The sequence below is a fragment of the Psychrobacillus sp. NPDC058041 genome, assembly GCF_042885655.1.
Classification (GTDB): Bacteria; Bacillota; Bacilli; order Bacillales_A; family Planococcaceae; genus Psychrobacillus.
The window spans coordinates 175,611-196,248 of the sequence record NZ_JBHVRO010000004.1 but is presented as its reverse complement, the minus strand read 5'-3'; the positions used below and the strand labels follow the sequence as shown (position 1 = coordinate 196,248).

At 34.8% G+C, this 20,638-nt stretch carries 23 protein-coding genes and 4 other annotated features; of the genes, 6 read left to right on the top strand and 17 right to left on the bottom strand.

The window, feature by feature from the left end; all coding sequences use genetic code 11:
- Nucleotides 1-24 precede the first annotated feature (24 nt).
- The 3 genes from ACFVR1_RS08450 (at nt 25) to abc-f (ending at nt 3,500) form a co-directional block, all read left to right on the top strand.
- Nucleotides 25-837 carry an ATP-binding cassette domain-containing protein gene (locus ACFVR1_RS08450; RefSeq protein WP_387582931.1) on the top strand — a complete coding sequence of 271 codons (813 nt, stop codon included), beginning with the start codon at nt 25-27 and terminating at the stop codon, nt 835-837.
- Between the two features lie 2 nt (nt 838-839).
- Nucleotides 840-1,541 (top strand): hypothetical protein, encoded by a 702-nt coding sequence (locus ACFVR1_RS08445; RefSeq protein WP_387582928.1) that lies wholly within the window; start codon nt 840-842, stop codon nt 1,539-1,541.
- A gap of 303 nt (nt 1,542-1,844) precedes the next feature.
- The gene (gene abc-f, locus ACFVR1_RS08440; protein WP_387582925.1) at nt 1,845-3,500 is read left to right on the top strand and encodes a ribosomal protection-like ABC-F family protein; all 1,656 of its coding nucleotides are present in this window, start codon (nt 1,845-1,847) and stop codon (nt 3,498-3,500) included.
- A 146-nt stretch (nt 3,501-3,646) separates the two neighbouring features.
- Here abc-f and ACFVR1_RS08435 read toward each other — a convergent pair whose 3' ends face one another.
- From ACFVR1_RS08435 to ACFVR1_RS08395, 9 genes are all read right to left on the bottom strand, one after another.
- Nucleotides 3,647-4,060 (bottom strand): hypothetical protein, encoded by a 414-nt coding sequence (locus tag ACFVR1_RS08435; protein ID WP_387582922.1) that lies wholly within the window; start codon nt 4,058-4,060, stop codon nt 3,647-3,649.
- A gap of 11 nt (nt 4,061-4,071) precedes the next feature.
- Nucleotides 4,072-4,794 carry a hypothetical protein gene (locus ACFVR1_RS08430; protein ID WP_387582920.1) on the bottom strand — a complete coding sequence of 241 codons (723 nt, stop codon included), beginning with the start codon at nt 4,792-4,794 and terminating at the stop codon, nt 4,072-4,074.
- Between the two features lie 8 nt (nt 4,795-4,802).
- The gene (locus ACFVR1_RS08425; protein ID WP_387582917.1) at nt 4,803-5,267 is read right to left on the bottom strand and encodes an NUDIX hydrolase; all 465 of its coding nucleotides are present in this window, start codon (nt 5,265-5,267) and stop codon (nt 4,803-4,805) included.
- 1 nt (nt 5,268) lies between these two features.
- Nucleotides 5,269-5,715, bottom strand: a complete 447-nt coding sequence (locus tag ACFVR1_RS08420; protein ID WP_387582914.1) for a hypothetical protein — start codon at nt 5,713-5,715, stop codon at nt 5,269-5,271.
- 173 nt (nt 5,716-5,888) lie between these two features.
- Nucleotides 5,889-6,608: a YebC/PmpR family DNA-binding transcriptional regulator gene (locus ACFVR1_RS08415; protein ID WP_387582912.1), complete on the bottom strand. Its 720-nt coding sequence runs from the start codon at nt 6,606-6,608 to the stop codon at nt 5,889-5,891.
- Nucleotides 6,609-6,703: 95 nt separating this feature from the next.
- Nucleotides 6,704-7,132, bottom strand: coding sequence for a DUF1801 domain-containing protein (locus tag ACFVR1_RS08410; RefSeq protein ID WP_387582909.1), 429 nt, complete (start codon nt 7,130-7,132; stop codon nt 6,704-6,706).
- A gap of 140 nt (nt 7,133-7,272) precedes the next feature.
- Nucleotides 7,273-7,578 (bottom strand): GNAT family N-acetyltransferase, encoded by a 306-nt coding sequence (locus ACFVR1_RS08405; RefSeq protein WP_387583303.1) that lies wholly within the window; start codon nt 7,576-7,578, stop codon nt 7,273-7,275.
- 133 nt (nt 7,579-7,711) lie between these two features.
- Nucleotides 7,712-8,158 carry a MarR family winged helix-turn-helix transcriptional regulator gene (locus ACFVR1_RS08400; RefSeq protein ID WP_387582907.1) on the bottom strand — a complete coding sequence of 149 codons (447 nt, stop codon included), beginning with the start codon at nt 8,156-8,158 and terminating at the stop codon, nt 7,712-7,714.
- Nucleotides 8,159-8,309: 151 nt separating this feature from the next.
- The gene (locus ACFVR1_RS08395; protein WP_387582905.1) at nt 8,310-9,905 is read right to left on the bottom strand and encodes a DUF2339 domain-containing protein; all 1,596 of its coding nucleotides are present in this window, start codon (nt 9,903-9,905) and stop codon (nt 8,310-8,312) included.
- A gap of 189 nt (nt 9,906-10,094) precedes the next feature.
- Here ACFVR1_RS08395 and ACFVR1_RS08390 point away from each other — a divergent pair, with 189 nt between their 5' ends.
- Complete coding sequence (locus ACFVR1_RS08390) at nt 10,095-10,481, top strand: NUDIX hydrolase (protein WP_387582903.1); 387 nt, start codon at nt 10,095-10,097, stop codon at nt 10,479-10,481.
- Between the two features lie 116 nt (nt 10,482-10,597).
- Nucleotides 10,598-11,461 (top strand): AraC family transcriptional regulator, encoded by an 864-nt coding sequence (locus ACFVR1_RS08385; RefSeq protein ID WP_387582900.1) that lies wholly within the window; start codon nt 10,598-10,600, stop codon nt 11,459-11,461.
- Nucleotides 11,462-11,652: 191 nt separating this feature from the next.
- Here the strand turns inward: ACFVR1_RS08385 and ACFVR1_RS08380 are convergent, their stop codons facing one another.
- On the bottom strand, nt 11,653-12,048 hold the full coding sequence (locus ACFVR1_RS08380; RefSeq protein ID WP_387582897.1) for a VOC family protein: 396 nt from the start codon (nt 12,046-12,048) through the stop codon (nt 11,653-11,655).
- A gap of 94 nt (nt 12,049-12,142) precedes the next feature.
- Between ACFVR1_RS08380 and ACFVR1_RS08375 the strand changes: the two genes are divergently transcribed.
- A complete protein-coding gene (locus ACFVR1_RS08375) occupies nt 12,143-12,616 on the top strand; it encodes a VanZ family protein (RefSeq protein ID WP_387582894.1) in 474 nt (157 codons plus the stop codon).
- Between the two features lie 115 nt (nt 12,617-12,731).
- Here ACFVR1_RS08375 and ACFVR1_RS08370 read toward each other — a convergent pair whose 3' ends face one another.
- The 7 genes from ACFVR1_RS08370 to ACFVR1_RS08340 form a co-directional block, all read right to left on the bottom strand.
- Nucleotides 12,732-13,235, bottom strand: coding sequence for a GNAT family N-acetyltransferase (locus tag ACFVR1_RS08370; RefSeq protein ID WP_387582891.1), 504 nt, complete (start codon nt 13,233-13,235; stop codon nt 12,732-12,734).
- Nucleotides 13,226-14,035: a nucleotidyltransferase domain-containing protein gene (locus ACFVR1_RS08365; RefSeq protein ID WP_387582888.1), complete on the bottom strand. Its 810-nt coding sequence runs from the start codon at nt 14,033-14,035 to the stop codon at nt 13,226-13,228. Before ACFVR1_RS08365 ends, ACFVR1_RS08370 begins: the two co-directional genes overlap by 10 nt.
- A complete protein-coding gene (locus ACFVR1_RS08360; RefSeq protein WP_387582885.1) occupies nt 14,028-14,588 on the bottom strand; it encodes a GNAT family N-acetyltransferase in 561 nt (186 codons plus the stop codon). The genes ACFVR1_RS08365 and ACFVR1_RS08360 overlap by 8 nt, the downstream gene beginning before the upstream one ends.
- A 140-nt stretch (nt 14,589-14,728) precedes the next feature.
- A complete protein-coding gene (gene thrS, locus ACFVR1_RS08355) occupies nt 14,729-15,931 on the bottom strand; it encodes a threonine--tRNA ligase (RefSeq protein ID WP_387582882.1) in 1,203 nt (400 codons plus the stop codon).
- 56 nt (nt 15,932-15,987) lie between these two features.
- Nucleotides 15,988-16,212: a binding site (T-box leader), on the bottom strand.
- 34 nt (nt 16,213-16,246) lie between these two features.
- Nucleotides 16,247-16,473, bottom strand: a binding site (T-box leader).
- 37 nt (nt 16,474-16,510) lie between these two features.
- Nucleotides 16,511-16,738 (bottom strand) — a binding site (T-box leader).
- A 52-nt stretch (nt 16,739-16,790) separates the two neighbouring features.
- Nucleotides 16,791-18,125: an FAD-dependent oxidoreductase gene (locus ACFVR1_RS08350; RefSeq protein ID WP_387582880.1), complete on the bottom strand. Its 1,335-nt coding sequence runs from the start codon at nt 18,123-18,125 to the stop codon at nt 16,791-16,793.
- Nucleotides 18,126-18,227: 102 nt separating this feature from the next.
- Entirely contained in the window at nt 18,228-19,868 is a 1,641-nt protein-coding gene (metG, locus tag ACFVR1_RS08345) for a methionine--tRNA ligase (protein ID WP_387582877.1), read from the bottom strand.
- Between the two features lie 126 nt (nt 19,869-19,994).
- Nucleotides 19,995-20,307 (bottom strand) — a binding site (T-box leader).
- Nucleotides 20,308-20,432: 125 nt separating this feature from the next.
- On the bottom strand, nt 20,433-20,636 hold the full coding sequence (locus tag ACFVR1_RS08340; protein ID WP_387582875.1) for a helix-hairpin-helix domain-containing protein: 204 nt from the start codon (nt 20,634-20,636) through the stop codon (nt 20,433-20,435).
- Between the last annotated feature and the right edge of the window lie 2 nt (nt 20,637-20,638).

Genomic DNA, 20,638 nt, shown 5'->3' with positions numbered 1-20,638 from the left:
TATGTAAAATGGGTTGTGGCTGATATGAAGAAAACTGTTTTCGAGGTATCAAATCTAAGAAAAGAAATAGAGGGCAATGTAATTTTACAAAATGTTTCTTTTAAATTAGAAGAAAATATATCTATTGCTATCCGTGGACAAAATGGTTCCGGAAAGAGCACCTTATTAAAGCTTCTTGCGGGCATTTATGAACCAACAAGTGGAAAAATAAGAAGGAATGCTAGAAGAATAGGGTATGTACCAGAGCATTTTCCAGAAAGCATTAGATTTAATCTTAAGGAATACCTTATGCTAATAGCATCTTTTCATGGTATTTCTAAGTTAAAAATTGAATCAGAACTCTTGGAATATATCAATTTGTTTGGAATAGAGTCCTTTATGGATACCCCTCTTAAACAATGTTCAAAAGGAACAAAACAAAAAGTCGGTCTCCTTCAAGCACTTATAATCAAACCTGATATCCTTCTTTTAGATGAGCCGTTAACGGGGTTGGATTCAACCTCCCAACAAAGTCTATTGACCCTTTTGGAAAAGTTAAAAAAACAAATGACAATTATTTTTACCTCTCATGAAGACCTGTTAGTAGACTGCATAGCAGATCAGACTTTATACGTGGAAGATAGGAATATTTCATTTCATAATGAAACTACAAATAAAAATAGAGTAATCAAAGTTAAATTTCCTAACAAAGATATTTTCACTGAACTTGATTTTATCGATATTAACTATGACGGAGATACAGCTATGCTGACGGTTAGCTTAGATTATAGTGATGTTTTACTAAAAAAGCTTTTAAATAAAAATTGTTCTGTGCTAGAGGTCAGAGAAAGGAAGTAAATGTGCTTGGATTTATAAGATACCAATTGATTAGTTATATTCGCTCGTTAAAAATAGTTCCTCCAACGACAATGTTTTTAATATGGGTAGTTATTTTATATAGTTACAGTGGTATGGAAATATTAAGTAGTTACGCAGTAACAAGCACCGCCATTTACATAGTTATGACCTGGGTATCGATGAGTAATTTCTCTATTGAAGAGGAAGCCGAGAAAAATATGTTATTTGTTCAACTCGGGAAAAAACGTTATTTATGGGGAAAGTGGATAACTTGTATACTTATCGCAATTATTTTTATGTTTTTTGCAGTATTCTATCCAATAATAATGAGCAGCTTTAAAGAAAAAATTCAGCCAATACATTTATGCCTCTCGATTGTTATTCATCTATTATTGGCCATGTTCGGTATAATAGTTGGATCTTTTTCCTCTATTTCTTCATTTGTATCAAAGAAATATAAATGGCTTTTAGCAGTTCTCGTTATTGTTGTTACAATTTCATATGAAGGAATAGTGGAGAAATTAGATATATTAAAGTGGTTGTTTGTACTATTTCCTCCAGTAGTAAATATCATTAATTTTTTTGTAAAAGACGATCTACAATATTTCGGAAAAGAATTTTGGATATGTTCAGCTTTTGGCTTTGTTTATTCCATTATCGCTTTTAATGTTTTAATATATTTATTTTTAAAGAAAGAAAGTTAAGATTAAAAAGATAATATGATATAATGAATATATCAATTTTGAAGGGACGATGGGTGGACAATGAAGTTTTAATCTTATTTCTCAGTGAAAGTTTTTTCTGCGATCTGTTTGAGCAGTAACAAAATAAACTTTACGAAAACGGAAATAGGATTAGTCTGCCCATTTTTCAACTTAAATATGTTTTATTCCCTACAATATAAACATTTTGTAGTGGTTTTTTGCGTATTCATTTAATGGTCAGTAATTAATCCTTCCGTTTAATAACGGAGGGATTTTTTTATTCCTCCAAAGGGAGAGGATTTTATGACACTACACGGAAAGTTAGTAGATATCTGTATAACTTTTGGAGACAAAGTTATTTTAAAAAATGTAAAAGCTGATATAGTTACCGGGGCAGTTATTGGTATTGTTGGAGGAAATGGTGAAGGTAAGTCTTCCCTTCTTTCTATTCTTGCAAATGAGGCTGCACCCACGACGGGACAAATTGAATGGTTTGGTACACAACCAACTATTAGTTACTTTAAACAAGAAGATGATCAATTTCAGAAAACTGATTATGCAGACGACGAAAGGAAGTACTTTAGTAAATGGTCTGTTCCTCAAGGGCGTGATTATACGCAATTAAGTGGTGGAGAGAAGATGAAAAGGAGATTGTCTCGTGTATTTGCGGAAAAGGCTCAATTACTTTTATTAGATGAACCTACTAACCATTTAGATCAAGATAGCTTGTCTTTCCTGAAAAAGCAGATAAATGCATACCAAGGGACAATTATTTTAGTATCACACGACCGCTACTTTTTAGATGAGGTAGCGGAATGGATTTGGGAAGTAGAAAATAAAAAGTTAACGGTCTATGCTGGCAATTACACTTCTTACAGACAAAAGAAGGAAGAAAACAGATTAACCCAACAAAGACTCTATGACGGCCAACAATCAAAAATCCAACAAGTAGAAAAACAAATATCCGATCTTAAAAACTGGTCATCTAAAGCACATGCAGATTCAACTAAACATGAATTTAATAAAGAGTATTATCGTGTCAAGGCTAAGAAAATGGATGTTCAAATTCGTTCCAAAAAGAAACGATTAGAACTGGAACTTTCTAAAAACACAATAGATAAGCCGGAAGAAGAAAAAGAAGTAATCTTCTCTATAGATGGAAACAAGAAAAAAGGGAAGCGTGTTTTAGAAGCCAAAAAAATTTCCAAGAGCTTTGAGAGCAATCTTTTATTTCAAAATGCTTCTTTTACAATACAATCTCAAGAGCGGATTGGCATCATCGGTCCTAATGGAAGTGGTAAGTCGACATTTTTCCGCATGTTATTAGGAGAAGAATCTGTGCAAGGAGAGCTTTGGAAATCGGAAGCCATGAATATTGGCTATCTACGTCAGACAGTATTCGATTTGCCAGAGGAGAAAACCCCATTTGAGTTTTTTGCACCTTCTGATTTTGAAGCACGAGGGCAAATTCAGACACTTATGATGAATCTAGGCTTCTTAAAGGATCACTGGTCTCGTCCTATTCATACAATGAGTATGGGCGAACGAGTAAAGTTAAAACTAATGGAGTTTATACTAGATCAAAAGGATGTTCTACTTTTAGATGAACCAACAAACCATTTGGATCTTACTTCTAGAGAGCAATTGGAGAAAACCCTCTCCACCTACCCTGGTACCATCCTGCTAGTCACACACGACCGTTATTTTTTAGAAAAATTAACAAATAAACTGCTCACCTTTGAAAACAAAACGATTCGAAAAGTAGAAATGAGCTATAAAGAATGGATGCATAAAAACGATGAATCCTCTTTAGAAAAAGATCTATTGAAATTAGAAACCGAACAACAAGCTATATTAGGGTTACTCAGCTACATGCAGAAAAATGATCCTAAATACACCGAATTAGACCAAAAATTTATGTCACTTACTAAACAAATTAATGAGTTAAAGAAAAAATAACTTCAAAAGCTATCCTAATACAATTTTAGGATAGCTTCTTTTATTACAAGTATATTGCCGGTGCCAGGCACCAGTAACAAACTTGTAACATTCTATCCTTTTTTGTCAATTTCCCGGGAAATATGAGGAAGCTACTTTTTATTCATCTACTCAAAGTTAAACTTACTTTTTAATATATTTGCATTTTTTTCATCTAGCTTTCCAAATGAACTATCATCGTAATTAATAATTGTCGCCGTCCCATTTCGTTCAAACCATATAAAGTATCCTACTAATCGTTCTGGCATATCTTTTTCGACTTCCATAAACAAAATTGCTTTTATGTCTTCTCTTCTCGACATTTCCGCTTTTACGTTTTGTTCCCATACAATTTGTTCAAACACTTGGTTTAATATATCAACCGTTGACTTATCTGAAATAATCAATTCTCCATCATACTTTCCGTCTGCAGTTACTTTATAAACATCTACTCTAGTCAAATTGTTCTTATTCTCCTGTTCACTACATCCTGTTAAAAACAGAATGAAAATGATGAAAAAAGACACAGTTTTATTTTTCATGATCAAAGTCTTCACTTCCCCACCTTTATAGCAGTTTCACTTATAATATAACTAAGCTTCAATCTACTAAACCACTTATCTACCTCACTAACTTTACAGTTCAAGCCATTTATTTCTTCTTGATATTCTAAACCTTCAACAGCATAGTAAGACACTTGTCTTTTGGCTATTCTATATGCTATCATTGCCCATTCAGCATCCGTCATTTCTGCTTTAGAAAACGTATTAATAACGTCAGCACACACTCTTGAAAATGCGCAGGAACCTGCAGTTACATCCACGTCTTTTCCTAGTTCTAATGAAAAAATTTTATTCGTAATTTTTTCCGTTTCTATCCACTCAATAGGGTGAGTATTCATCGCTCTTTCTGTCCGACCAATGATTAAATAATCATGATTTGGTATATCTTCAACTACTTCTTCTAACTCAGTTATATAATTTTTTCCCCATGTTAATATCCTATCCAAGTCACAGTAATGGTAGTGTCGACTTTTCCCGACAATTGCAAATTTTAATGCTTCCCTTCTTGCATAAGCTGCACCATTTTTAGGAATAATTTTATACTTAAATTTGCTTTTTCGGACTTCATTTATTAGTTCTTCAGACGATTCTTCACTAATTGTAATAAAAAGCTCTGCATATATTTCTTCAAAACTTCGTTGCAATTCTTTAAAAAGTTTAATATTCTTCCCCATTGGATCATGTGTAACCGTAACAAGTGCTGTAGTTAACATAGATCCCTTCATTCCAATCTACCAAGTAAATTGTACGGATTTACTTCCCATGTTTCATAAGGTATAAAATTTACTGACTTCATCGCATCCAATGTACGTGATCTCATATGTGGACGTGTGATGAATTGTTCTATATTTGCGTCTGTCATTTTAACAAACTGTGCTTCTTTTATTTCTTCCGGTTGAATATTCAATTCTCCGCTAACATATTCTGCTTTGAAAACAACAGATAGAATATGTTTTGTGACATTGTAATAAACACCTGTAATTCCTAGTGGACGTATGACAATTCCCGTTTCCTCTAATATTTCCCTGCACACAGCTTTATCTAAGGGCTCTCCAACTTCTACCTGTCCCCCTGGTGCTTCCCATGTATCTGAACGACAATGTGTTTTAACTAACAAAACTTCCTCTTTATCATTCGTGACAATAGCAGAAACTGCAATAATATGCTTTGGATACTCGTTTGCCATATTAATTTCTCCTTTTATTAACAAAGTAAACTCCCAGTATTGCGATTAACACAATCATTAATATCCATAATATCGTAGTTCTGTTATGAAGAATGTCATATTTATTACTAGCGTATTCTCCATTCCTTGTCGCTTTAATATATTTACCAGTTTCATCTTTTATTGCAATTGCTGCATCTGTATTTACTCCAACTATTGAATAATACTTGGTTCCTTTCGGATAGACATTTGAAAAGTTACCAGAATAGGTCCCCTCCATATCCGAATACTTGGTCACATGTCCAATTTCTTTTTCTACCTCATTTACAATTTCATCCGTTAAGACATATACATAACCATCCCAAACGACAAATGCATACGCCCAATCTGCTAGTGTTTTAGCAGGAAATAAAATCGATGCACACAACATAAGAATGATTATATAAGATATTAACGACCTATCTTTCATTCCACGCCCACCCCTTTATCGTATTGGACGTTCTGCATTGGTTTCAGTTCCACTTTTTACTAATATTGGATAGAGAAAAGTAATGACTACAACTAAACTTTCGTTTCATAGACAAATAAAAAAGGTTGTCTCCCAGTAGAAATACCTACTGATTGGACAACCTTTTTTCTCTATTATTCTCCTAAATCTACGTTGTGGTAGACCTGTTGAACATCTTCTAAATCTTCAATTGCATCGATCATTTTTTCGAATTGTGCTTGGGCATCCGCATCTAATGCAATGTCATTTTGAGCAAGCATTGTTAGCTCGGCTACTGTAAATTCTGTTACTCCAGCTGCTCTTAATGCCTCTTGTACTGCATGGAATTGATCTGGTTCTGCATAAACGATAACTGAATCTTCTTCCTCTAAAATATCTCGAGCATCTACATCTGCTTCCATCAAAATTTCTAATACATCATCCGCTGTTTTTCCTTCTAAACCAATAACAGCTGTAGCGTCAAACATATACGCAACAGAACCACTAACACCCATGTTGCCACCATTTTTACCAAAAGCAGCACGTACATCAGATGCTGTACGGTTTACGTTATTTGTTAACGCATCAACGATTACCATAGAACCACTTGGACCGAAACCTTCATAACGAAGCTCGTCATAACTTTCTTCCGATCCACCTTTTGCTTTTTCAATTGCTTTATCAATAATATGCTTTGGCACACTGTATGTTTTTGCACGTTCTAATACTACTTTCAATGCTTGGTTAGAAGTAGGGTCCGGTTCACCTTGTCTTGCAGCTACATATATTTCACGTCCAAATTTCGCATAAATACGGCTAGTATTAGCGTCTTTGGAAGCTTTTTTTTCCTTAATATTATTCCACTTACGACCCATAAAGTCCCACTCTCTTCCGATTAAGTTTCTACTTTGAATTTATACTGTGTTATTATACATTAATTTCATAATAAGTAGCAAAGGTAAATACATTTTCAATTGTCTGGATATAAATTTTGTAAAAATGTAATAGATTGTGAAATCATTTCTTTCATAACATCTACTTCAATGTCATCTACTTTATTAATGTATACACATGATTTCCCCGAAGTATACTTCCCAAATCGCTTTAGACTTTCCTCACGTGCTTTATCGCCAGGCGCAAAATAAAGACTAATCTTTGCTTTTCTTGGAGAGAAACCAACGAGAGGTGCATCCCCTTCGTGACCAGTCGCATATTTATAATGATAAGATCCAAAACCAATAATACTTGGCCCCCACATTTTCGCTTCATAACCTGATGTCTCTTCAAAAATCTCTAAAAGTTTGTAAGCATCTTCTCGTTTCTTTGGACTATCCACTTTTTCGATAAACTCTACAACATCGTGATCCGTCTCTTTTGTCTTTTGTTCATATTTAGCCACTTATAGTCCCCCTTAAGAATTTAGTTTTGTAATATCCTCTTATAATCTTCTAGAAGTGTCCTGTAACTCCTCTATTTCTCTATGTTGGTCGATGATAACTAAAAGGAGCACTCCATTTTCAGGAATGCCCTCACTTTCATTTATAATTCTTTTTCCAAAACAATCTTATGCGTCCCTTTTTCACTTATGAATGTTTCGATTATATCAAAACCAAATTTAATATTTAATATGAGCATTTGTCGTCTATTATTTCTAGAAATTGTACGGATTTTCTTGTAACCAAATGACTTCACAAGTGCATGTTGTCTTCTCATTAGCTCAGAAGCTATTCCTTTTCCACGAAAATCAGAGTGAACGCCACCTAGCCAGCTATAAAATGTATCATCTGCAAATTCATGACCAATTTTAAAACCTACAACTCGCTCCTTATCTAATGCTACGAAGATGAGTAATTTCTTCTTGTCCGCTAATTCTTCTAAAACTAGTTCTGATCCTTAAAAAACATGGTTATGGATTTCCATAATTCCAGAAAGAATATTAGCATTCGGTAGCCCTTGATAATATCCATATTCTAGAGGTTTAGTTTTCATCAACTTGTTTCTCCTCTTCCTCTAGGTTTTGAAGTATCTTTTCATATAAGGACAATAATTGATTCAACTCTTCATCACTTAAAACACTAAAGAGTTCAATGTGAAGCTCTTCACCTTTTTTTATTGCCTCTTGCAGTAGTGCTTCTCCTTTTGGAGTTATTTTGAGTAACACATTTCGGCGATCCTCATCATTGTATATTCGCTCTACATAATTTTCTTTCACAAGTTTAGTTGAAATATTTGTAATAGCACCTGGTGTGTAACCTAATTTAGCTGCTAATACTGTAGATTTTTGAGGACCTGTTTTCTTAAGTTCAGATAAAGTAAGTATTGGAGACAATCCTATATTTTTATTAAAAGATTTTGTCCATCTTATTATTGCTTCATTTGTAAATGTTTCTAGTGTTCTAATTACTTTAAAAATATCTTGTTTCAATTCAAACTCCTCCAAAAATCAATTAGGCCTCGGCGTAATTGATCCTGATATCGAATTGTGCAATCACAATACAATATCCGTGACATCCGCCGGGGGAATCATGAAAAACATCATTATCGTTATTTTAGCTTATTTACTTAAGATTTGGTCTTTATTTTTTATAATAGGCACGCGACACGATTAATCCCACAATTCCAAGAACAATGAATAACAACGCTTTGATGGCTACGTTAACAAATGGAATGTCGAACAATATTATCTTTGCTAATGTGAAGAATAAAATACCCACTCCCACATATTTAGCTTGTTCTAATAATAATCGTCGACTTCCTACCATAAAAAGAATGGCTACAACAATCCATAAAGAACTAGTAAATACACGTTCTAAATTACTTCCTAATTCTCCAGATATAATAATCGCAATCATATGAAGAAAGTATAATAATAAAACTCCTGTATATGGTACACCGATATTAAAAACAATATATTTTTTTTGTTTACTAATTGCCTTAAGCATATAAATCTCATATGCAGTTGCAGCAATAAACACTATCCAGTGCAGCATTTCCCATGAAAACCAACTTGTAATGGAGATTAATAATACATAGTAGAATCCAATGAAATAGCTGAAACCAAAAAGTATTATATGTAACTTATGAGTGAATTTTTTATATACAAGCAAGTATATAACACTCACTCCAATTATTCCTTCAAATAGTAAATCGTTTACGACAAGTTGCATTAGAATTAACAAAGCAAATAATCCGTTCGCGATAAAGATAGGCGCACGTATCAAATCCTTCCGGTACATATATAGGCAAATTCCATATACAATTGCTATACCTGCCACTAAAACGGATGCTTCATTTTCCGTGAAAACAATCCGAGTCCACATGGCAGTAAAAATCATAACAGAAAAAAGTGTATATGCCTGATCTTTTAACATCTGCTTTGTCTTTAAAAAACTAGCCAATAATGCTATATGTTGTACTAATATCGGTAATACAACTAGCCACTTTAATGCTTCAGGTACATTTGTAAAGATAAAAAATACTAATATAGCTATTTGCAAGAAAACAACGGAGACATAATATAAAGCTTTGTAACTATATTTAAGTGCAATCAACAAAAAAATAGTGAATAGTAATGCTTCATAAAATGAAAACAACGGAATATTTGGCGAAGTACTATTAATTAAAAAAGGAACAAATACTCCTCCAACTGTGGAAACAATTCCAATTCCTTGTGATTTGAACTTATATGTTAGAAATAATCCTAATAAAATCCAAACTACATTTAGAAAAAAAGATATTTCAGGTCCTGTCATATCATAAAGCTGATGCATAGCAAAAGTAGTCAACATAAAAACAGGAATAGCGCCACCTAATAGCATTTGTCCTAAATTTTTTCGGCTTTGTTTTGTTTGCCATACACCTAATCCGATTAATGCAAAACCAACCACATATCCAAGTACAACTTTTACTTGCGCATTTAATATACCGTAATCAGAGGCAGCTTTGAATGCCCAAAGGATACCAACAATAAAAACAATTATAAACAAAGGTGGCAGGATTTTTTGAAAGATTAGAACATCCCATTCAATTGTTGTTTTCTCTTGTTGTTTCGAATGTATAATTGGCCTTTGATTCTGAACAGTGGAGTTCTTCTTGGATAACTGCTCTTCTAATAAACGAACGCGTTCTTCCAAGTGCTCTATTCGATTTTCAAGAGTTTCATTCTTTTCCATTTAACCCCTCATTTCAACATCTTCTATTTTAATAGTATTAGACAAACCCTGAAAATATCCTTTATTTATCATCTACGGGAATTTCCCATCAATATACAATAATATCAGAACATACATTTTAATCACTCTTTGCAATTAATTTTTGGTATACTTTTACTATTAAAGAAGAAAATACGAGGGGAATTAAACATGAGAAACCGAGGAGCCACTATCATAATCGAAAATGGTCGTGTAGCGCTTATCAAAAGAACCAAGCCACATATGACTTATTATGTATTTCCGGGTGGAGGCATAGAGAGCGGTGAAACTCCGGAACAAACAGCTATACGAGAAACATACGAAGAACTTGGCGTAATCGTACGAATCCAGCGTCTGCTTAAAGTATTAAAACAAAATGGTACACAACATTTTTTCTTAGCAGATATTGTAGGAGGAAACTTTGGGACAGGAACAGGAGAAGAATACACACACACTTCAATCGAACGCGGAACATATGAACCAGTATGGATGGATATAGATGACCTTCTTTCTTTTGATGTTCGCCCCCGGGAAATTGTGGATATAATTCTCTCTTAAACAAAATTGCCTTCTGCTATTGCCTGATTTGAAAAAATTGAATCAGTCCAAAGTTAGCACAAAATGACAGGATTCATTGTTAATTACAATTTATTATATTAATAGGAGTGAGGGCCATGGGATGGGTGGAGTCGATTCAGAAGGCAATTAACTATATTGAAGCTCATTTGCTTGATGAGTTGAAAATAGAACAAATTGCTAAAGAAGCAAATTCTTCAGCATTTCATTTCCAAAGAACGTTTGCAATTTTAACGAATATATCCGTCGGAGATTATATCCGACAACGACGGTTAACTTTAGCCGCACAGGAATTAATGAATACAGACAGCAAAATAATTGATCTCTCCTATAAATATGGCTACGATACTCCCGAAGCTTTCACAAAGGCTTTTCGAAAACAACATAGCGTTACGCCTAGTGAAGCTCGAAAGAAGTTAGGTAAATTAAAATCATACAACCGCCTTGTTATCCAGGTGAGCTTGAGAGGAGCCGAACCGATGAAGTACAAAATTGAAGAAAAAGAAAGTTTTCAAGTTGTTGGAATAAAAAGAACGTACAACTGTCAAAAAGGGGAGAACTTGCAAGGTATCCCTGTATTTTGGGATGAAGTAAATGCAGACGGCACGGATAATTCACTGTTTCAATTAAACAATGGTGGAATAAAAGGTGTATTAGGAGTTTGTGTTGCAGACAAGGATTATCAAGAGAACAGCTTGATTGATTATTGGATTGCAACAGCTCATGATGGCGATGTACCAGAAAACTTTTCAGGAATGGAAATCCCAGCATCGAAATGGGTAATTTTTGAAGTACACGGTCCAATGCCGGATGCTATGCAAAACACTTGGAAGCAAATTTTTTCTGAATGGTTTCCATCTAACCCTTACGAGCATGCAGGTACACCAGAGCTAGAAGTGTATTCCGATGGAAACGCGTCTAGTCCAGATTATTATTCAGAAATTTGGATTCCTATTAAATAGTCGAAAAAGTATCACCTAGGAGTAATATAATTACTCCTAGGTGATACTTTTTTATCGACTTGTGTTGCTTATCATCCGATTTTTCTTGTTCATCATCCGATTTTCATCGCTTATCATCCGATTCTTCTCGCTCATCATCCGATTTTCATTGCTTATCATCCGATTCTTCTCGTTCATCATCCGATTTTCAATTAATTAGCAAGACTCAATTGCCATGAGACACCAAACTTATCTTGTACCCAACCGAATTTCTTACTAAATGGATAGTTGCCAATTGGCATTAATGACTGCCCGCCCTCTAATAGCTTTGCATAAGCGTCATCAATTTCTTCTTCCGAATCACATTCCACAAATAAAGATATAGAAGGTGTGAATGTGAACGCATGTTGGACAAAACTGTCAGTACATAAAAACTCTTGTCCATTAATAGAGAATGCAGCTTGTGATACTTCTCCTTCTTTTCCTGGGCCGCTAGCTCCATAACGTGCAATTCGAATAATCTCCGAATGCTTGAAAATTGATGTGTAAAAATTGATTGCTTCTTCAGCTTTTCCTTCGAACATTAGAAAAGTATTGATTTTAGACATAATATTTAGCTCCCTCACTTTTTACTTAATTTTAGCATAACCTTATTTAGTTTGGAGGAATGAAAATTCCCTGCTTTTATGTTACTGTTTTGGTATGAAAAAAATAATTCCTCTACTAATATTACTTATTATTGTATTTATATCATCAGGACAAACACCAGAACAGCAATCACTTGTAGGAACATTGGAAAAGTGGTTACCAAATAAGCCGTTTGAATCTTTTCTGTCTCATTTCCACATTCCATATTGGGGTATTCTAGTATCTATTGAAGAACGTGGCTACTATCCCTTTGTAGAGTTTTTAATTCGAAAAGGTACACATTTTTGTTATTTTGGAATGATTGCTCTTGCGGTTTATGCTGCATTACCTAGATTCAAATATCGAACACTGAGTGCAGCAATTCTCACGATGCTCTTTGCAATTGCCGATGAATTTCACCAGTCATTAACAAGCGGACGAACAGCCACTTCTCAAGATGTTATGCTTGATACAGCAGGTGCCATTACCGGACTTCTAATATGGAAGCTTATTAAAACTATAAAACAAAGAAAGTTCGCTAAGAAGTAATCTTTTAGCGAATTTTCTCCTATAGAAAGACAAATCCAAACGTGAATATAGTAAAAAGAATGATTGACTTAAATCTAACTTTTCCGCTTCCACTATCTTTTTATACCATTTTGAATTATAAAAATAGTACCATATGATTGTCATCGTAATATTTATCTTTTAATTTTATTGCTTTTTCTTCAACCCCAAAAACTTTAAAACCTAGTTGCGTGTAAAGATTCTTTGCTGCTTCATTGGTTGATACAACAGACAGATTAAGTTTTTCAATTCCTTCTATTGTTTTAGCTTTATTTATTGCTTCAGTGAGCAATGCTTTGCCGGCACCTTGCCCACGCGTCTCTGGACTTACATACATGGCAAAAATATTAGCCCTATGTTTCAGTTTTAAAGAATTTTCTTGGACTAAAGTAATCACCCCAATAAGCTTATTCTGATCGAATGCCCCAAATGTATAGTTTCCTTCAGTTCGAAGATTATTTTCCACTTGTTCAATTGGATTGATTCTTTGTATTGCATCCTCGTAACTTGAGGCAAATGCTTCTGGACTTAACTGTAATGCTTCTAATCTTAATTCCCAATACGAACTTGCGTCGGCTGGCGTTAATAATTTTATTTCCATATTTTACTCCTCTTTAAAAAGTCTTCTTTATATAATTGATGTGTAAATAATATAAAATCTCTACAATCTTTTGCTCTTTTTATTTTGCTTTTATACAATGACTTCCTATTTGTTCCTATTCGAATTCGTGCACCTTCATTCAAGAGAAGATGCCATCTTTCTGGCATTGTACCCAAACATAACTTAACCGCTTCATCTTTCGAAAAAATGTCTTGTTGTTCAAGCGAGCATATGATTCTACTAATCGTACAAGTTGTGAATTCTATCATACTATCGAACAAAAATAGATACCTTTTTTTAGTCTTGTTGAACCAGTATTTGTTCACATTATATTCCAACGTTTTCAAGACATCTGCCCAACTTGTTGGGATATTTAGTTCTGCGATTGTCGTTCCTTGCAACCTAATCCCATGCTGTTTTAGAACCCACCATGTAATATGATTAACATCCCAATGCCCCACACTTACTTTTCCATCCGAGCAATATGGATACATCGGTTGCTCTTCATTTGTTTTGCCTACTAGACTTGCTTGAACATAAACCCCGTCCATTCGATTTCCGAATTCATAATTACACATTTGTGAATGGATTGCTTTAATACCCACCACTTCTTGATCATTGAGTTCACGCTTCAATAGAACAATAAAGTCGATATCGCTTTTCTCTTCATTAAAAGCTCCTAAAGCAATCGATCCATAAATATAAATACCTTCCATTATATTTTCAGGTAAATGTTTATTGAGCGCTTCTACAAATAGTTGTGTAAATGCATGAACACTTTTTGGTAGACGTTCATTCATATTTTTTGTACTCCTCTTTCAAAATAGAACAGATCTCAGCGTCACAAAAACGTCCCTTTTCAAAAGAAGATTTTCGTAAAGTTCCTTCATAGATAAAACCCGCTTTTTCAAGCGTCTTTTTAGAAGCTGTGTTTTCTGGGTCATAAAGAGCTTCGATTCGGTAGAGCCCCATTTCTTCAAAACCATATTGCATTACAAGCGGAAGAATCTCTGTCATAACTCCTTGTTGCCAATACTCTGGTGTTACTTCAAACCCTACTTCTGCTTTGAAGTGCTCCTTTTCCCAATTGTGATAACCACAGCTGCCGATTATTTTATTTTCGTTCTTAGTTGCAATACCCCAGCGAATTCCTTCATTGTTTGCAAAGCGCTTTTGCCAGTTTTCAATTAATTGAATAGCTTCATCCACATTGGTAAACGTATCCAAATCATAGTATTTTGTTACTTCATCTTTTGAAAAGTAATGAAACACTGCATCGGCATCTTTTACTTCTATTGGACGCAATAGAAAACGTTCTGTCTCTATATGCGGAAAATTCTTTAATGTATTCATTCCTAACACTCTCTTTCTTCTTTTCATATACAAGGGATATAAAAAATTGAGCAATTGCACATGAAATCCCTCCTACCAGTTTTATTCGTGAAGAATAATGAAAAATCCTTTGTAGGAGAGAGATTAGTTATTACAATTCGTTAAAATCTTTGCTCACATGTTAAATGTCCAATCAATTCATCCATATCCATTTCTCCAATGCTACCTACTTTATGCTTTCTCACAGAGACCATTCCTTGCTCCATTTCTTGGTCTCCAATTATTAGCATATACGGATGCTTTTGCAGGGCGGCTTCGCGTATTTTCAAACCAATTTTCTCTATTCGATCATCTATTTCAACTCTGTATCCTTCATGTTCAAGTCGTCGTTTTACTTCTTCACAATATGAAATATGTGCGTCTGCTATCGGTAAAATCTTTACTTGAACAGGTGCTAGCCAAAGTGGGAAGCTTCCTTGAAAATGCTCCAAAAGAATAGCCATAAAACGTTCGATAGATCCATAAATAGCACGATGAATCATAATTGGTCGACGAGGTTGATTGTCTTCGTCGATGTATTGACAATGGAACTTCTCAGGCATTTGAAAATCGAGTTGCACTGTTCCGCATTGCCAGCTTCGACCAAGAGAATCTAAAATATGAAAATCAATTTTAGGACCATAAAACGCCCCGTCCCCTTCATTTACTTGATATTCTAATTGTTTTTTCTTTAATACTGATTCAAGCGCTAACTCTGCTTGGTCCCAAACTTCCACTGCCCCCATAAAATCTTGAGGACGAGTAGATAGCTCTATTTTGTAACTAAAACCAAACTCTGAATAAAATTCATCCACTAAATCCAGCACTTTATCTATTTCACTTTCTATTTGTTCCTCACGTACAAATAGATGTGCATCATCTTGAGTAAATGCTCGAACCCGTAACAGTCCATTTAATGAACCCGATAGTTCGTGACGATGAACTAATCCAAGTTCCGCATAACGAACAGGTAACTCTCTGTATCCTCTTCTTTTGCTGTTAAAAATAAGTACTGCTCCCGGGCAATTCATCGGCTTAATCGCGTATTTTTGTTCATCAACATCCGCAAAATACATATTTTCATGGTAATGATCCCAGTGTCCTGACTTCTCCCAGAGTTCTTGCTTCATCATAATTGGAGTTTTAATTTCTTGATATCCTGCTCGTTGATGCTTAATTCTCCAAAGATTTTCAAGCTCATTTCGTAACACCATACCCTTCGGCAAGTAAAATGGCATTCCTGGCGCTTCTTCCATCGACATAAATAATTCTAATTGCTGACCTAACTTCTGATGACTTACTCTTTCTTCTGCTTTTAGTGACATTGTAATTCCTCCAGTTTATAAATTTGTTAAATACAAAAAGACCACACCCATCCCGATAAAGGGACGAGTGTGGTCGTGGTTCCACCCTAATTTTACAACACAAAAAGTGTATTGCGCTCATACAAGATAACGGTTTCCCGACTATGGATAATTGCATTCGTGCTTTCCCCATAGCAGCTCCAAGGTGGTAAACCATCTTTTTTCTTTAGGGCTCTCAGCCAATGACCCTGTTCTCTGATAAGAAAATTGAAAATGATTCATATCCTTTTCTTTGCTTCAACTATTTAATTATAAAAAAAACCACACTCATCCCGGTAAAGGGACGAGTGTGGTCGTGGTTCCACCCTAATTTTGCAACACAAAAAGTGCATTGCACTCATACAAGATAACGGTTCTCCCGGCTATAGTTAATCGCACGAATGCTTTCCCTATAATAGCTCCAAGGTGGTAAATCATTCTTTTTTCTTCAGGGCTCCCAGCCAATGACCCTGTTCTCTGACAAGAAAATTGAAAATAATTCATATCCTTTTCTTCGCTTCAATTATTTAAATGTATACAAAAAGACCACACCCATCCCGGTAAAGGGACGAGTGTGGTCGTGGTTCCACCCTAATTTTGCAACACCAAAAATGTATTGCGCTCATACAAGATAACGGTTTCCCGACTATGGATAATTGCATTCATCGCTTTCCCCATAGTAGCTCAAAGGTGGTAAACCATTTCTTTTTCTTCAGGGCTCTCAGCCATTGACCCTGTTCTCTGACAAGAAAACTAAAAAATGATTCATATCCTTTTCTTCGCTTACTGATTTTTGAATAGTATATGCAACAAAAAGAAAATCGTCAAGTACATTGTTCAATTATTTTCTTCCCATTCGCTTTGCCAATTGCTGTAAAGGATCCCAAACTCCATTATATGGTGGTGAATAGGCAAGATCTAAATCTAATAGATCAGTTACGGCCATTTGATGAAATAGTGCCGTAGCTAACACATCTATTCGTTTATCTACTCCTTTCCCTCCGATGATTTGGCCACCTAACAGCAATTGATTATCTCTTCGATAGAGCAATTTTATATGCATCAATTCCTTATCAGGAAAATAACCCGCAATATCGGTTGCCTGTTGCATATGTGTTTCGTACTGAATACCTAACTGATTTAGTTCTTTTTCAGAAAGTCCCGTTTTACCAATTGTTAAATCAAAAAATTTCATAATAGAAGTCCCAACAATCCCTTTGAATTCTTCCACATTGCCCATCATATTGAATCCAGCCAATCGTCCTTGCTTGTTAGCCGTAGTACCAAGTGGAATGTAATCATCTTTTTGTTTGATTCGATGAAAATGTGTCGCACAATCTCCTGCTGCATAAACACCCTCCACATTCGTTTCTAAATGAGCATTAACAATAATTGCACCATTTGGAAGTGTACTAATTCCAGTGTTTTTTAAAAATTCTGTCGTTGGTTTTACACCCACTGCTATTAGCACTAAATCCGTTTGGTAGCTCCCTTTGTTCGTTAGTACTTCTTCTACTCTTTCCTCACCAGATATCGATATTACTTCTTCATTCAAAATTACTTCTATATGATGGTTGGCAGCTTCTTTGTAAATTAAAGTTGCCATGTCTTTATCAAAAATACCGGCTAATTGATCGCCACGCTGAATAATTCGTACTTTCTTCCCAAGGATTGCAAAGTTCTCAGCCATTTCTAAACCAATATAACCTCCGCCTATAATGGTTACCTGATGCGCATGTTCTAAGTCCGCTATAATCGCTTCTGTATTAGGTATTGTTTTGATTGTATGAATTCCAGTTAACCTACTTCCATCCCAATCAGGAATAACTGGACTAGCTCCTGTAGCTATGAGTAGTCGATCATACTGTAATTCAAATGTATCTCCTTCTTGCAAAATGTTTCCCGATACTTTTTTATTTACTACATCAATATTTGTTACTTCATATCCGGTCTTTGCATTAATTCCATATTTACTTCGAAACATTTCAACACTTCTTGCAATAACATCAGTTGATGACGGCACGTGCTTTCCCACAACATACGGTAACCCACATTGACCGTAAGAATATATATCCCCTTTTTCAAGTGTAGTAATTTTTGCTGTTGGATCCTTTCGAATAATTTCCATTGCTGCACTCATTCCTGCTGCATCCCCACCAATAATTACGTACTCCATAGATTTCCCTCCCTATACTCCTATCTTATTATTACTATACCCATCATTTTTTATTTGAACTTAAAGATTCTTTATACATATTCAGACAGTCTTAACCTTCTATTAATTATCCTTTACTTTACTCTCCAAATAAGTAAGTTCCTCGACAATCAAATTTGTATCCAACCGCTCAAATAATGGAGAGACAGATGTCAATGTGTAGCTTTTCTTTTTGATTACTTTCCAACTAAATTCATCTAGACTCAACGTTTCTTTTACTGTTGCACTTGAGAATGGAAGAAACGGTTCTAATATTTGCGAGACGTTTACAATGATAAAAACACAAGTAAAAAGAGTATTATCACATGAATCTTTATCTTCGTTAATTTGTTTCCATGGTTGCTCTGTATCAAAGTATTTATTTGCAGATCGTATAAAATCAAAGACATAATCTATCGCTTGTTTAAAGTGTCCTGATTCAATTAGTCCTCCAACTACGTCAAATAGACTCCCCACTTTTTCTTCCATTTCATTGTTTATCACACCACTTGAAATAATCCCACCATAAGACTTTTCAATAAATTTCAACGTTCGATTAATGAAGTTCCCGTAAGCTCCAAGTAACTCCGAATTATGGCTTAAAATAAATTCCCTCCAAGAAAAATCTGTATCTCTGTTTTCCGGTGCATTCGTCGTCAAAAAATATCTAATTGAGTCTGGTTGATACTTCTCTAAAATGTATGGCACCCATACTGCCCAATTTTTACTCGTAGAAAGTTTCTTTTTCTCCAATGTTAAATACTCATTAGACACAATATGCGTTGGCAACGATAGACTTTTAATTCCAAGTAAAATCGCAGGCCAAATAATTGTATGGAAAGGAATATTATCTTTTCCATGTACATAATAAGACGTCGTATCTTCACTCCAAAAACCTTCATCACTTTCGTTGTGAATTGCTGCCCATTCCTTACTTGCAGAGTAGTAACCTGAAACTGCTTCTATCCAAACATAAACCTTTTTGTCTTCATAACCTTTTACAGGAATATTAACACCATTTGGCAAATCCCTTGATGCCGCACGGTCAATGAGACCTTCGTTAAGATATCTTTCAGATAAATTCAGTGCATTTTCTCTCCAGTTTTGTTCGACTTTTGCTTTATTAATATAAGACTCGAGTTCCTTTTGAAATTCGCTTAGTGCAAAGTAAAAATGCTCTGTTTTTTTCACTATCGGATCGTTTCCACATATTTTGCATTTCGGATCAATTAAGTCTAATGGATCTAAAATAGTTGAACAGTTATCACATTGGTCTCCTCTTGAAGGATATAAACAATTGGGGCAAATGCCCTCTACGTATCGATCCGGAAGAAATTGATTGTCATATTCACAATATGTTTGATCGATTTCCTTTTTATAGATATAACCGTTCTCCTGTAAGGTTAGGAATATATTTTGTACAATCTTATGATGAAATTCTCCATCCGTTCGAGTGTATAAATCATAAGTAAACCCTAACTTTGTAAAACATTCTTTAAACTCATTATGGTAACGATTTGCGATTTCTCTAGGCGTGGTACTTTCTTGATTTGCTCTAATGGATATAGGTGTTCCATTGCAATCACTCCCAGACACGTATAGCACTTTTTCTCCTTTTAAACGATAATATCGAGCCAATATATCTCCAGGCAATAAAGCAGCAATATGCCCTAAATGTAACGATCCATTCGCATACGGCCAAGCCCCACCAATAAAAATACTCATTTTTAACATCCCCTTTTTAATATTTGATTGTCTATGCCGTTTTAGAACTAAAAATTCGTTTCCTCTAGATGCTTTTAATTCAAAGGTTGTTTAAATCCTTATTAAAAAACAAAAAACCCCGTCCTAAAAAAGGACGAGGTTAAACTCGCGGTACCACCTAAATTTATAAACAACTCCCGTTGCTTACCTTAGTGAGTATCAAATATAATACTCCGGCATTTATAACAAGTGCCGTTTCTTGTCGTAGTTTACTAGAGATCATTTACCCTAATTCGGATGCCACCATTTATCGAAATGAGCGACCTCGCTTTGATAAAATAATTCTTTCAGTACGAAGCTCAGAGGCCATTTTCAAATAAGTGTTTTTTACTTCTTTTCAGCGAACGAAGCTCTCTTTAAAAAAACAACATCATTTTACTTCTCTCTTCATAGCTTATTATTTTATTTGATTTATAAGAATATATCAAAAGTTGATAAACAAGTAAACAGGTTAATCTCTCTAAAAGTAATATTTTCGCTAAAAACAAAACCGGATGAAGAAACCCACCCTTCATCCGGTAAACTTTATTTTTTTTGAGCAAATGATAGTCCTTTTTCCGCAAGAGCGATTTGTAGCCTGTTCATGCCATTTTTTCCAATGCCGTGGAGCTCCATAATCTCTGCTTCCGTAAACTTTGACAAATGCTCCAAATTCTCAATTCCTACTCCTGCGAGTGCACGTTGCCCTGGCTTTGCAAGTATTCCTAGAAAATCATTTTTAGTCGTCATTA